The sequence below is a fragment of the Pseudogemmobacter sp. TB195 genome, from assembly GCF_058313095.1.
The window spans coordinates 14,798-27,216 of record NZ_JBZEGG010000001.1 but is presented as its reverse complement, the minus strand read 5'-3'; the positions used below and the strand labels follow the sequence as shown (position 1 = coordinate 27,216).

Here is a 12,419-nt window from a genome sequence, read left to right as displayed (position 1 = left end):
TCATGGCTCAGACCCTTGTCTTCTGGACCGCGCCCCGGACGAGGCGGGTGCGGTAAAAATCGGTGACCTGGTCGATCAGCACGATGGTGAGGAACAACAGAAGGAAAATCGCGACCACCTGGTCGTATTTGCCCGCGCCCCATTGCATGGCGAGTTTCAGGTCATAGCCGATGCCGCCCGAACCGACGAAGCCGAGGATCGCCGAGGCGCGGACATTGATCTCGAACCTGAGCATCAGGTAGGACAGCCAGTTCGGCGCAACCTGGGGGATAACGCCCAGCCACATCCGCTGCAGCCAGCCGGCGCCGACAGATGTCAGGCCCTCGACCGGTTTTACGTCGGCGTTTTCAGCGACTTCGGAGAAGAGTTTTCCAAGCGCGCCCGCCGTATGCAGGCTGATCGCGATCATCGCCGGCACCGGGCCGCCGCCGAGGATGAAGATCAGCATCAGGGCGATCACGATCTCGGGGATGGAGCGCGTGAGGTCCATCATGCGGCGAAAGACCGGCGTCAGGCGCGGCCAGCGGGCAAGGCCGCGGGTTGCCAGAAGGGCCAGCAAAGCAGCCGTAAAGCCGCCGATCAGGGTCGAGACGGCGGCGATATTCACCGTCTCCATCAAAGACGGCAGGAATTGCAGGAAGAGGCCGGGGATGTTTGCGCGTCTGTCCCAGGCCTCGGAAATCACTTCGGAGGGGAAAGCGAAGATCTGTGGCAGCCCGTTGATGAAACCGCCCGCATTGCGGCTTTCGGCAAGCCGGAAGCCCGCGATCATCAGCGCGACAAACAGCGCCAGGATGATGCCGCTATAGAGGCGGCGGCGGCGCACCATGTCGAGATAGGCCTCGCTGGTGCCAGGTGGCGTGGCAGGTGGCATGGCACCTGGTTTTCGGTCTGGTCCTGGTCCGTAAGCGATATCGACCATGATGCCCCCACATAAAAAGAGGCCGGGCCTTCGGATTGCGCGAAGGCCCGGCTTTGGGTCTGGTTAGATTACTGGCTGTCTTGCAGTTTGCGGGCCTCGACGATGCCGATATAGGCCTCATGGGTGACCGGCACGAAGTCTTTGGCCTCGCCGGCGGCGACGCCGTAAGCGCATTCCTTATTGGTTTCATGCAGGTCGGCGGTCAGCTTGATGACCTTGTCCTTCACATCCTGCGGCAGCGCCTTGCGGAGGACCATCGGGCCTTCCGGGATCAGGGCCGAGCGCCAGATTTCCTGGATGTCGTTCATATTGACGAGGCCGGCATCAGCCGATTTGCGGAAGGCGCCCGAATTGTAGCCGTCTTCCCATTCGCCAAGGCCGTCGGCCCAGGCGACAGCGGCGTCGAAATCACCATTGGCGACGCCGACGATGGATTGCTCATGACCGCCCGAGAAACGGACTTCCGAGAAATACTGGTCCAGCGGGCCGAATTTCGCGACCATTTCAGCGCCGGGAACCAGGTAGCCCGAGGTCGAATTCGGCTCGGCAAAGGCGAATTTCTTGCCTTTGGCGTCTTCGAGCGTCTTGATGCCGGAATCGGTGCGAGCGAAGGCGATCGAATAATAGCCGGTCGATCCGTCCATGTTTTGCTTGGTCAGAACCGCCTCAACCGAGTCCGGGTCGGTGATATAGGCTTTGGCATAACCGCTCGCGCCCATCCAGGCGAGGTCGATGGTGCCGCCGAGCAGGCCCTGGATCACGCCATCATAATCGGCGGGGGTGAAGACCTTGACCGGAACGCCAAGCGCTTCTTCGATGGCAGCGCGGTAGCACTCGTTCGAGGTCATGCGGTCCTGGGCGTTCTCGCCGCCGAGGATGCCGAGGTTGAACTGTTTGATTTCCTGTGCCTGGGCCATGCCGGTCAGGGCGGTGGTCACGGCCAGAGCCAGTGCGATCTTTTTCATGGTCTTCTCCATGGAGGGGGAAAGAAAAACCCCGGCACGCGGGCGCGTCCGGGGAATGGGTTACGACATCAGCGTATCGGCGTAAGAGCGGTCTGCGCCGGTGTCGGTCGGGATCGCGGTCGAGGTCGCAGCCTCGTTGAACGACTCATCGGCGCCGTAGATGTCACGCGCCACGCCGGTCGAAAGCTGGTCAGGCGTGCCGTCGAACACCACGCGGCCATCGCGCATCCCGATCACGCGGTCACAGTAACGGCGCGCGGTGTCGAGCGTGTGGAGATTGGCGATCACCATGCGGCCGTCTTCGAGATTGATCGCTTTCAGCGTGTCCATCACGACCTGGGCGTTCATCGGGTCGAGCGAGGCGATGGGCTCGTCGGCGAGGATGATCTTCGGGTCCTGCATCAGCGCACGGGCAATCGCGACGCGCTGCTGCTGGCCGCCGGACAGAGCTTCGGCGCGTTTCGGGGCCTGTTCCTGGATCCCGAGCCGGTCGAGGATTTCCAGCGCTTTCAGAATGTCGGTGCGCGACCAGATGTTGAACAAGGTCTGCAAAGACGAGCGGCGGTTCAGAATGCCATGCAGCACATTCGAGGCCACATCCATGCGCGGCACCAGATTGAACTGCTGGAAGATCATCGCGCATTGGCTTTGCCAGGCGCGGGCGTCGCGGCCCTTCAGCGCCAGCACATTGCGGCCATCGACGAGGATCTCGCCTGAAGACGCGTCCAGCAGGCGGTTCATCATCCTGAGGAAGGTGGATTTACCCGCCCCCGACCGCCCGATGATGCCCACAAAACCCGGGCCGTCGATGCGGAAACTGACATTGTCCACGGCCGCTTTCTGGCCAAACATCCGGGTAACGGATTTTACTTCCAGCATGAGGGTCCGCCTGTGATTTCCTCAGGCGGACCTATTGGGCTTTTGTGACATCGGGGTCTCTCCGATGTGAAACTTGCGTAACGGCGGCGGGCCTGGTCCCGCTTTACCTTGAGGGAATGACCTTGCCGGGGTTCATCAGCCCGGAAGGGTCGAGTGCCGATTTCACCGCCCGCATGACATCCAGCGCCACCGGATCCTTTCTGCGCCGCATCGAGGCCAGTTTCGACAGACCGATTCCATGTTCGGCCGAGAAAGAACCGCCAAGTTCTGCGACCATATCCTCGATGCAGTTCATCACCTGATCCTCATGGCCCTCTGTTGCCGGATAGACCGAGAAATGCTGATTGCCGTCGCCCAGATGCCCGACCGTGATCGTTCCCGCGCCGGGCGAGATCGCTTCAAGCCGGGCCGAGATGCCGGTCAGGAACATGTCCACCCGGTCCACCGGCAGGCAGATATCGGTATCCACAAACGGGTGGATGCCGTGACAGATTTCGGCAGCGGCCTCGCGCCGGGCCCAGATTGCCATGCGCTGTGCCTCGGATTGAGCAATGATGGCGTCTTCGATCAGCCCCTCTTCGAGCATCGCGCCCAGGACAGATTCCAGCTTTGCGACCAGTGGCACCTGGCCATCCGGGCCTGGATCGGCCTCTTCGGCGGATGTCGTCGCGGCCTCGATCAGCAGCGTCACCGGCGGGATGGTCGCGAAGGGCTGGCCAAGATCGGGGCGTATTTTCGTCAGTTGGCGCGAGTAATCCTCGGGCATCAGTTCAAAGGCCTCGACGCGACCGCCGGTCGCTTCCTGCATCCGATTGAGCAGGCCAAGTGCCTTTGGCAGGCTGTCTGCCGCCACAACTGCGGTGGCATGGGCGCGGGGCGCCGGGACCAGCTTCATCACCGCGGCCGTGATGATGCCCAGAGTGCCTTCGGCGCCGATGAACAGCTGTTTCAGATCATAGCCGGAATTGTCTTTATGCAGCTCGCTCATCAGGTTCAGCACCCGGCCATCAGCCAGCACCACCTCAATCCCGAGACAAAGCCCGCGCGTGGAGCCATAACGCAGCACGTTCGAGCCGCCTGCATTGGTCGACAGCGCGCCGCCAAGCATCGCCGAGCCGCGCGCGCCGAACCAGAGCGGGAAGTAAAGCCCTTCGGCCTCGGCGGCTTCATGGATCTTTTGCAGGATAACGCCCGCTTCGGCGATCACGAGGCGCGCGCCCGCGCGCAGCTCGCGGATGCGGTTCATCCGGTCAAGGCTGATCATCACGCCGCCCACAGCCATCGTGCCGCCGACAAGGCCGGTATTGCCGCCGATCGGGACCACGCTTACCCCGGCCTCTGCCGCCGCGCGCAGGCAGGCCGCCACTTCGGCGGTCGAGCCAGGTCGCAGCACCGCGACGGGCGTGCCGTGGTAATGGCCCATCCAGTCATCGGCATATTTGCGCATGTCGTCGCCGGTCAGCACATAGGCCGCGCCGATCGCGGCCTGCAATTCCGTCAGCACCCTGTCCATCCGGCTTTCTCCTGATTTCCGTCAGGGGAGTATCTGCGCGCCGCCGCCACCGGGATCAAGCAAGATCAGAGGATCAGGAAGCCGGTATGAGGCAGCGCCATCGGTAGTGCCGGCCAGGAAGGCCGCAGCGGCAGGGGGTTCGGTGGTCAAACTGTCGCGCGGCAGGCCATTGCCGCCGCGCCCGTGCCGCAGGTCGCCTGTTTCACGACGTTTAGCGCCACGTCGGTCTCACCGCCGGTGACGGGGCCTTCGTTCGGAAAATTTCTTTGCCTCCCGAAGGACGAAAGCCCCATTCAGCTACCGACCAAGCCGCCACCAGGCAACGCGTGAAGTCGGGGGCCGCTCTGATACCGCGTGTGGCCGGTTCCGGATCAGCAAGGAATCTCCGGTCGGGAGCCTGTAGCGGGCAGCCGATGTGATGCCGGTGGTTTTCAGGATAAGGGCCTGGCCGCGCGCCCTTTGCTGAGGCGGGTGTATGACGAAATGCGCTGAAAATGCAGAGTAATCGCCCGGATGATCCTCCTGGGCGTAAAGTCAGTCTATCTCATTTTCAACCCCCGCCCCTGGCGGTCGGCGGCGCGCAAAAGAAAACCGCTGACACCCGGATGGGGTGCCAGCGGTGTTTTCTGATGACGTCAGCGATCTCAGTCGATGATTGCGTTCAACGTCCTGGATGGGCGCATCACAGCGGCGGTTTTTGCGGCGTCACCATGATAATAGCCGCCAAGATCGACCGGCTTGCCACGATCAGCGCGCAGCTCGGCGATGATGGTGGCCTCACCTTCCGACAGGGCTTTCGCGATGGGGGCGAATTCCGCAGCCAGTTCGGCGTCGGAATTCTGTTTCGCCAGCGCATCGGCCCAATAAAGCGCGAACCAGAAATGGCTGTCGCGATTGTCGGGCTGACCGGCCTTGCGGCCCGGGCTGCGGTCATGATCCAGGATGCCCTGGGTTGCCTGATCCACGGCTGCGCCAAGGACGCGCGCCTTCTCATTGCCGGTCGCTTCCGCAAGGAAGCTCAGGCTTTCGCCAAGCGCGCAGAATTCACCGAGGCTGTCCCAGCGGAGGTGGTTTTCCTCCATCAGCTGCTGGACATGTTTCGGGGCCGAGCCGCCGGCGCCGGTCTCGAACATGCCGCCGCCCTGCATCAGTTTCACGATGGACAGCATCTTGGCCGAGGTGCCCAGTTCCAGGATCGGGAAGAGGTCGGTCAGGTAGTCACGCAGCACATTGCCGGTGATCGCGATCGAATCTTTGCCCGCGCGGATGGTCTCGAACGAAAGCCGGGTCGCCTCGCGCGGTGCCAGAACCTGGAATTTCGCCTCGACGCCTTTATCCTTCAGGATCGGGCGGACATAGGCCAGCAGTTCCCGGTCATGGGCGCGGGCCTCATCCAGCCAGAAGATCGCCTGGCAGCCTTCGAGCCGCTGGCGGTCGATGGCCAGCTGCACCCAGTCGAGGATCGCGGCTTTGCGGGTCGAACACAGGCGCCAGATATCGCCCTTTTCCACCCTATGCTCGTGCAGCACATCGCCATTCGCCGCGATGACGCGGACGGTGCCATCCTCGGGGATTTCGAAGGTGGTCGGGTGCGAGCCATATTCCTCGGCCTTTTGTGCCATCAGCCCGATATTCTGCACCGTGCCGGCGGTCGCGGGATCCAGCGCGCCGGTTTCGATGAAATATTTCACGCTTTCATCATAGACGGGGGCGTAAGACGTATCCGGGATCACGCAGACCGTGTCTGCCTCTTTGCCATCCGGACCCCAGCCCTTGCCGCCCGCACGCAAAAGCGCCGGCATCGAAGCGTCGATGATCACATCCGAGGGCACATGCAGGTTGGTGATGCCCTTGTCTGAATTCACCATGTAAAGCGGCGGGCGCGCGGCCATCGTGGCATCGACATCGGCAAGGATCGCCTCGCCATCCGGCAGCGCCCTGATCTGCGCGAGCAGGCTGCCAAGCCCGCCATTCGCGTCAAGATCCGCAAGGCCCGGGTGTTTCTCGTAAACCGGCTTCAGCCAGGCCTTCACCACATGGCCGAAGATAATCGGGTCCGAGACCTTCATCATCGTGGCCTTCAGATGGACCGAGAACAGGATGCCTTCGGCTTTGGTCTTTTCGATCTCATCCGCCAGAAACGCATCCAGCGCCTTTGCCGACATGAAGGTCGCGTCAACCACGGTGCCTTCGGGCAGGCTGACGCCCTCTTTCAGCACGGTGACCTTGCCGGATGCGCCCGACAGCTCGATCTTCACGGGGCCGGCCTGTGCCGCGCTCAGGGTCACCGAAGTCTCGTTGGAGAAGAAATCGCCGCCCGACATCGCAGCCACGCGCGTTTTGCTGTCGCTGGCCCATTTCCCCATCGAATGCGGATGCGCTTTCGCGTAGTTCTTGACCGCTTTCGCGGCACGGCGGTCGGAATTGCCTTCGCGCAATACCGGGTTCACGGCCGAGCCCTTGATCGCATCGTAACGCGCGCGGATCTCTTTTTCCTCGGCCGTGGCCGGTTCCGCCGGGTAATCCGGCAGCGCGTAGCCCTGGCCCTGCAGTTCCCTGATCGCCGCCACCAGCTGCGGCACCGAGGCAGATACGTTCGGGAGCTTGATCACATTGGCCTCGGGGGTCTTCACCCATTCGCCAAGACCCGCAAGATCATCCGCCTGTTTCTGCGCCGCGGTCAGACGTTCCGGGAAGGCCGAGATGATGCGGCCCGCCAGCGAAATATCACGGGTCGCAACCGAGATCCCGGCCGCTTTCGCAAAACGCCGGACGATCGGCAGCAGCGAGTATGAGGCGAGTTCCGGTGCCTCATCCACTTTGGTGTAAACGATTGCGGGCATTCCCTTGTCGGCCATGGTCGGCTGATCCTCCGTTAGCGATTCACGTCATCCGCCCGGGGCTGAATGGGGCGGTCAATGCCGGGGCCCCGTGCCTTTGGTGCAGCCCTGACGACCCCGCGCCCGAGCTGCCCTGAGAGGGGCAATTCAACTCTGTGCCTCTTCTGGGCGACAGTTGCCGCCGGTGCAACTGTGCAACTGCAGCAAGGACCGATTTTTCCGTATTTTCGCCGGTTTTGCGGGGCCAATAGGGCCCGTCAGGGCCTGATTATCATAACAAGCCCGGGCCTTCCGGCAGAATGTGATCACAACTGGCGGCACAGCGGGGCTTGTGCAAATCCCGACGGGGCCGGAAAACGGGTGAAACACCTGTGAGGAGCCCGCCCGGATGCCCGATTCACATGATACCGCCCATTGGGTGATCACACCCCCGCCGCAGCCGGGCCTGCCGGTCCGGGGCACGGATGCGCGCTTTCCGGTCGGGCGCATTTTCTGCATCGGGCGCAATTATGCCGCCCATGCGGTCGAGATGGGCCATGACCCGGATCGTGAGCCGCCATTCTTCTTTCTCAAAAGCGCGGACAGCATCCTGACCGAGGATACGATGCCTTACCCGGCTGCAACCTGCGATCTGCATCACGAGGTCGAGCTGGTGGTGGCACTATCCAAAGGGGGGCGGGACATACCTGAAAGCGCGGCGCCGGATCATGTCTGGGGCTATGGCATCGGCCTCGACATGACGCGCCGCGACCTCCAGTCCGAGGCGAAAAAGCTCGGCCGCCCCTGGGAGATCGCGAAAAGCTTCGAAAACTCCGCGCCTTGCGGACCGCTGATGCCAGTGGCCCAGATCGGTCACCCGGTATCCGGCGCCATCACGCTTGATGTGAATGGCAAGCGCCGCCAGGAGGGCGATCTGAACCAGATGATCTGGAAAGTGCCGGAAATCATCGCGGTACTGTCGCGGTTCTTCACCCTTCGCTCCGGCGATATCATCATGACCGGCACCCCTGCGGGCGTCGGAGCGGTGGGGCGCGGTGACCTGCTGGTGGCCCATATCGATGGCATCGGGGATCTCACGCTGCATCTCGCCTGATCCGGTGCGAAGACCTGCACGGGCTTTTCTCTGTGGGCGCACTGACCTATGCAGGGCGCATATTCATCAGGAGGCGCCCATGATCCCCGATCTTGCAACCCTGTTGCCGCTGGTGGCGCTTTTGTTCGTGGTCGGCGCGCTTGCCGGGATCATTGCCGGGCTTCTGGGCGTTGGCGGCGGCATCGTGCTGGTGCCGGCCTTTTTCTATGTCTTCACCGCGCTTGGCTATGGCGGGCCGCAGGTCATGCAGGTCTGCCTTGCGACCTCGCTCGCAACGATCATCTTCACCTCGATCCGTTCCGTCATGGCGCATAACCGCAAGGGCGCCGTCGACTGGGAGGTGCTGAAGACCTGGGCGCCGGGGATTGTGATCGGCGCGATCCTTGGAATGCTGGCAGCAAGCCAGATGCGATCAGACGCGCTGCAGGCGATTTTCGGCGTGCTGGGAATGCTCGTGGGGCTTTACATGGCCTTTGGCAGGCAAAGCTGGCGCATCGCCGACATGATGCCGACCGGGCCGGTGCGGGCCGTGCAATCCTCGGTGCTGGGCTTTCTGTCCGTGCTGATGGGGATCGGCGGCGGATCTTTTGGCGTGCCGCTGATGACGCTTTACGGCGTGCCGATCCACCGCGCTGTGGCGACGGCGTCGGGCTTTGGCATCACCATCGCGGTGCCGTCGGTGATCGGGTTTCTGTTCATGCCGCTGGACCCGGCCACGCGCCCGCCGCTGACGCTCGGCGCGGTGAACCTGCCGGCCTTCGCCGTGGTGATCGGCATCACCATGGTCACCACCAGCTATGGGGTGAAACTGGCCCATGCGATGGACCCGAAGCCGCTGAAACGTATTTTCGCGGTCTTCCTGATCTGTGTCGCGGCCAATATGCTGCGCAAGGCGCTTGGCTGGTAAGGGCAGAAACCTTCCCCCTGGGGTAAGCTGCCGCATTGCCAGGCCCCTGCGGATCGGGCATCTTGCCGCCCGATGACTCGGAACCTTATCCAGAAGCTTACCGGGGCGATGATCGCCTGCCTCATGGTTCTTGCCATGACGGTAACGGCCTATGCGCATAAGGTGCCGGCGGGCGATGATCTCGCCATGCGCAATTTCATCATGGCGGGCGGCAATCTCAACGAGCTTTGCGGCGATGGCATTTTCGCGCCGGGTGACTGTCCGCTGTGCCGGCTGAGCGATACGGCCACCGTGCCCGAGCCGCCTGCGGGTCTGTCAGAAATCACCTATCGCTTTGTTCTGGCGCTGGAGCCGGTGCCTCCGGCCCCCATTGGCGCGGCATTTGCCTGGTCGATCCCCGAGGCGCGCGGCCCTCCTGCCATCTGAGAGCGGATGTCTTTGCACCGGCAGATGCCGGTTACCCCTCTGATGGAAAACGGAACAGAACGATGAAAATTCTCAGCGCGGCTCTGGCTGCATTCATGATCTCGGGCGTGGTCTCGGGTGCGGCTTTCGCACATGGCTTCAAGGGCGGCGATCTTGAAATCGGCCATCCCTATATCCCGACCCCGCCCGCTGTGGCGAAAACTGCGGGGGGCTTTCTCAAGATCACCAATACCGGGACCGAACCCGACCGGCTGATCGGGATCGAAAGTGATCTGGCCGAAAAGTCCGAACTGCATGTGACAGAGCTGGATGCGAATGGCGTCACCACGATGAACCATGTGCCGGTGCTGGAAATCCCTGCCGGCGAGACCGTCGCGCTGGAGCGTGGCGGCTATCACATCATGTTCATGGGTCTGAAGCAGAGCCTGAAAAAAGGCGAAATGGTTCCCGGCACCCTGGTCTTTGAACGGGCGGGCCGGATCGATGTGGAATTCTCGATCGACGAACCGAAAGAGGCCGAGGATCATAGCGGTCACTGACCGGGATCCAGGCATCGGCCCGGGTAAAAGAGAAAGGGCGGGTGCCATGCACCCGCCCTTTGCTATTTCTGCGGGCAGTGCGGGGTCAGGCGTGGATCGCGCCAAGACCGCAGGCCAGCGCCGCTTCGCGCACTGCTTCGGAATAGGTCGGATGGGCGTGGCAGGTCAGCGCCAGATCCTGCGCCGAGGCGCCAAATTCCATCGCGACACAGACCTCATGGATCAGATCGCCCGCACCAGGCCCGATGATATGACAGCCGAGAATGCGGTCGGTATCTTTATCGGCCAGCAGCTTGACGAAACCATCCGCCTGGAACACAGCCTTGGCGCGGGCATTGCCCATGAAGGGGAATTTGCCGACTTTATAAGCGCGGCCTTCCTCTTTCAGCTGCTCTTCGGTCTTGCCAACGCTGGCGACTTCGGGCGTCGAATAGACCACGCCGGGGATCACGCCGTAATTCACATGACCCGCCTTGCCGGCGATAACCTCGGCGACCGCCATACCCTCATCCTCGGCCTTATGGGCGAGCATCGGGCCGGGAACCGCGTCCCCAATGGCATAGATGCCCGGGACCGAGGTCTGCCAGTGGTCATCGACCTTGATCTGGCCGCGCGGCAGGATCTCGACGCCGATGGCCTCGAGGCCCAGCCCGTCGGTAAAGGGTTTGCGCCCGGTGGCGACGAGGACGACATCGGCCTCGATCTCGCCCGCCGAATCGTCTTTTTTCAGCTTCCAGGCAACTTTCGCGCCTTTTTTCGTGCGCTCCACCACCTGGACGGCGGCGCCGAGCACGAATTTGAACCCTTGTTTCGTAAGGATCTTCTGGAAGCTTTTCGCAACTTCGGCATCCATGCCAGGGGTGATCGCGTCGAGATATTCCACAACGGTCACTTCGGCGCCGAGACGGGCATAGACCGAGCCCATTTCCAGCCCGATGACGCCTGCACCGATCACGACCATGCTTTTCGGGATCTTCGGCAGCGCGAGCGCACCGGTCGAGGTGACAATGACCTGTTCGTCGATGGTGATGCCCGGCAGGACCGAGGGCACCGAGCCGGTGGCGATGATGATGTTTTTCGCGGTATGCGTTTCATCGCCGACCTTGACCTGACCGGCGGCAGGGATTGAGCCCCAGCCCTTGAGCCAGGTCACCTTGTTCTTTTTGAAGAGGAATTCGATCCCCTTCGTATTGCCGGTCACCACATCATCCTTGTAGCGCAGCATCCGTTCCCAGTCGACTTTGGGATTGGCCCCCATCAGGCCCATTTTCTCGAAGTTCTCATGAACTTCGTGCAGCTGGTGCGTGGCATTCAGCAGCGCTTTCGACGGAATGCAGCCGATGTTCAGGCAGGTGCCGCCAAGGGTTTCACGCCCTTCGACACAGGCGGTTTTCAGGCCAAGTTGCGCGGCATGGATCGCGGCCACATAGCCGCCGGGGCCGCCGCCGATCACGATAACGTCGAAATCTGCCATGGGTGGTTTCCTTGTACTGGCGGAGAGCCGGGGGCTGCCTGCCCCAGGCGAACATCGGTTTTCCTGAACCGGTGGCGCGATTGATGCGCGCACCCCGGGGATATTTGTGGGCCGGAGAAAGTCAGGCCAGGATCTGGATCAGCAGGGCGATCAGCGAGACCGGGTCAGAGCTGCCGAAGAAAAAGAGGAACGGCGGGGAGGCGACTTCCTGCATGGATGCGCTTTCACAAAGGGCCTGGGCCGAACAGGGCGACCCCGGCGAGCGTAAGTGTGGCGATCAGGCCGGCCAGCCAGATGAGCGAGCGCCAGGGGGCAAGGCCAAGCCCGTAGGCCGGGATATAGAGCACGCGGGCCGCGACATAGATCCAGGCGGCGGTGGCGGTAAGGGACGAGGTCTTGCCCGCCAGCACCAGGATCAGCACCAGCGGCGCGAACATCGCCAGCCCTTCGAAGCCGTTTGTGACGGCGCGGCGCAACCGTCCCAGGCGCGGCGACATGTCTACCGTCTGATCGCGCGGGCCGGCATTGTAGCGTGGCCCGAGTTCACGGTTCATCTGCGCCCCGGCAATGCCGATGGCCACAACCTGCAGCAGCACGGCACATGTCAGGGCGCTGAGCTCGGGTGCCATCATGCTGTCCTGATGAATTCTGCCGAGGTGATATGCCCAAGCGCCTGTTGCGCCTTGAGCCATTCACGGGCGGCGGTGGGATCATTGACCGAAAACAGGAAAAGGCGGCCGCCATCGCTGCCGGCCCAGATCTGCAGCTGGGTCAGCCCGGTATCGCCGAAGGCAGGGTCATGCCCGGAAAAGCTTGCAAGGCCGGTGCGGACGAGGACTTGTTCCATTCTTGATCTCCATT

Annotated in this window: 12 protein-coding genes; 4 read left to right on the top strand and 8 right to left on the bottom strand. The window is 62.7% G+C overall.

Features of this window, described 5'->3' with window-relative positions; all coding sequences use genetic code 11:
• Positions 1 to 7: 7 nt before the first annotated feature.
• From phnE to AC4FS3_RS00115, 5 genes are all read right to left on the bottom strand, one after another.
• On the bottom strand, positions 8 to 874 hold the full coding sequence (gene phnE, locus AC4FS3_RS00135) for a phosphonate ABC transporter, permease protein PhnE (protein ID WP_491018841.1): 867 nt from the start codon (positions 872 to 874) through the stop codon (positions 8 to 10).
• 116 nt (positions 875 to 990) lie between these two features.
• A complete protein-coding gene (gene phnD / locus AC4FS3_RS00130; RefSeq protein WP_491018840.1) occupies positions 991 to 1,887 on the bottom strand; it encodes a phosphonate ABC transporter substrate-binding protein in 897 nt (298 codons plus the stop codon).
• A 60-nt stretch (positions 1,888 to 1,947) separates the two neighbouring features.
• Positions 1,948 to 2,766 (bottom strand): phosphonate ABC transporter ATP-binding protein, encoded by an 819-nt coding sequence (gene phnC, locus AC4FS3_RS00125; protein WP_491018839.1) that lies wholly within the window; start codon positions 2,764 to 2,766, stop codon positions 1,948 to 1,950.
• 103 nt (positions 2,767 to 2,869) lie between these two features.
• Entirely contained in the window at positions 2,870 to 4,279 is a 1,410-nt protein-coding gene (locus AC4FS3_RS00120) for an FAD-binding oxidoreductase (RefSeq protein ID WP_491018838.1), read from the bottom strand.
• 644 nt (positions 4,280 to 4,923) lie between these two features.
• Positions 4,924 to 7,137, bottom strand: coding sequence for an NADP-dependent isocitrate dehydrogenase (locus tag AC4FS3_RS00115; protein ID WP_491018837.1), 2,214 nt, complete (start codon positions 7,135 to 7,137; stop codon positions 4,924 to 4,926).
• Between the two features lie 370 nt (positions 7,138 to 7,507).
• On the opposite strand from AC4FS3_RS00115, the gene AC4FS3_RS00110 reads away from it, so the two are divergent.
• From AC4FS3_RS00110 to AC4FS3_RS00095, 4 genes are all read left to right on the top strand, one after another.
• On the top strand, positions 7,508 to 8,212 hold the full coding sequence (locus AC4FS3_RS00110) for a fumarylacetoacetate hydrolase family protein (RefSeq protein WP_491018836.1): 705 nt from the start codon (positions 7,508 to 7,510) through the stop codon (positions 8,210 to 8,212).
• Between the two features lie 79 nt (positions 8,213 to 8,291).
• Positions 8,292 to 9,119 (top strand): sulfite exporter TauE/SafE family protein, encoded by an 828-nt coding sequence (locus tag AC4FS3_RS00105; RefSeq protein WP_491018835.1) that lies wholly within the window; start codon positions 8,292 to 8,294, stop codon positions 9,117 to 9,119.
• A gap of 72 nt (positions 9,120 to 9,191) precedes the next feature.
• Positions 9,192 to 9,545: a hypothetical protein gene (locus AC4FS3_RS00100; protein WP_491018834.1), complete on the top strand. Its 354-nt coding sequence runs from the start codon at positions 9,192 to 9,194 to the stop codon at positions 9,543 to 9,545.
• A gap of 62 nt (positions 9,546 to 9,607) precedes the next feature.
• A complete protein-coding gene (locus AC4FS3_RS00095) occupies positions 9,608 to 10,084 on the top strand; it encodes a copper chaperone PCu(A)C (RefSeq protein ID WP_491018833.1) in 477 nt (158 codons plus the stop codon).
• An 85-nt stretch (positions 10,085 to 10,169) separates the two neighbouring features.
• Here AC4FS3_RS00095 and lpdA read toward each other — a convergent pair whose 3' ends face one another.
• The 3 genes from lpdA to AC4FS3_RS00080 form a co-directional block, all read right to left on the bottom strand.
• Entirely contained in the window at positions 10,170 to 11,558 is a 1,389-nt protein-coding gene (gene lpdA, locus AC4FS3_RS00090) for a dihydrolipoyl dehydrogenase (protein WP_491018832.1), read from the bottom strand.
• A gap of 224 nt (positions 11,559 to 11,782) precedes the next feature.
• The gene (locus AC4FS3_RS00085) at positions 11,783 to 12,187 is read right to left on the bottom strand and encodes an MAPEG family protein (RefSeq protein ID WP_283176871.1); all 405 of its coding nucleotides are present in this window, start codon (positions 12,185 to 12,187) and stop codon (positions 11,783 to 11,785) included.
• The gene (locus AC4FS3_RS00080; protein ID WP_283176872.1) at positions 12,187 to 12,405 is read right to left on the bottom strand and encodes a hypothetical protein; all 219 of its coding nucleotides are present in this window, start codon (positions 12,403 to 12,405) and stop codon (positions 12,187 to 12,189) included. The genes AC4FS3_RS00085 and AC4FS3_RS00080 overlap by 1 nt, the downstream gene beginning before the upstream one ends.
• Between the last annotated feature and the right edge of the window lie 14 nt (positions 12,406 to 12,419).

Bases quoted from the DNA above. Each gene is read 5' to 3' on its own strand.
- phnE (WP_491018841.1), bottom strand. From the start codon at position 874: ATGCCACCTGCCACGCCACCTGGCACCAGCGAGGCCTATCTCGACATG.
- AC4FS3_RS00120 (WP_491018838.1), bottom strand. From the start codon at position 4,279: ATGGACAGGGTGCTGACGGAATTGCAGGCCGCGATCGGCGCGGCCTAT.
- phnC (WP_491018839.1), bottom strand. From the start codon at position 2,766: ATGCTGGAAGTAAAATCCGTTACCCGGATGTTTGGCCAGAAAGCGGCC.
- AC4FS3_RS00105 (WP_491018835.1), top strand. From the start codon at position 8,292: ATGATCCCCGATCTTGCAACCCTGTTGCCGCTGGTGGCGCTTTTGTTC.
- AC4FS3_RS00100 (WP_491018834.1), top strand. From the start codon at position 9,192: ATGACTCGGAACCTTATCCAGAAGCTTACCGGGGCGATGATCGCCTGC.
- lpdA (WP_491018832.1), bottom strand. From the start codon at position 11,558: ATGGCAGATTTCGACGTTATCGTGATCGGCGGCGGCCCCGGCGGCTAT.
- AC4FS3_RS00115 (WP_491018837.1), bottom strand. From the start codon at position 7,137: ATGGCCGACAAGGGAATGCCCGCAATCGTTTACACCAAAGTGGATGAG.
- AC4FS3_RS00095 (WP_491018833.1), top strand. From the start codon at position 9,608: ATGAAAATTCTCAGCGCGGCTCTGGCTGCATTCATGATCTCGGGCGTG.
- AC4FS3_RS00080 (WP_283176872.1), bottom strand. From the start codon at position 12,405: ATGGAACAAGTCCTCGTCCGCACCGGCCTTGCAAGCTTTTCCGGGCAT.
- AC4FS3_RS00085 (WP_283176871.1), bottom strand. From the start codon at position 12,187: ATGGCACCCGAGCTCAGCGCCCTGACATGTGCCGTGCTGCTGCAGGTT.
- AC4FS3_RS00110 (WP_491018836.1), top strand. From the start codon at position 7,508: ATGCCCGATTCACATGATACCGCCCATTGGGTGATCACACCCCCGCCG.
- phnD (WP_491018840.1), bottom strand. From the start codon at position 1,887: ATGAAAAAGATCGCACTGGCTCTGGCCGTGACCACCGCCCTGACCGGC.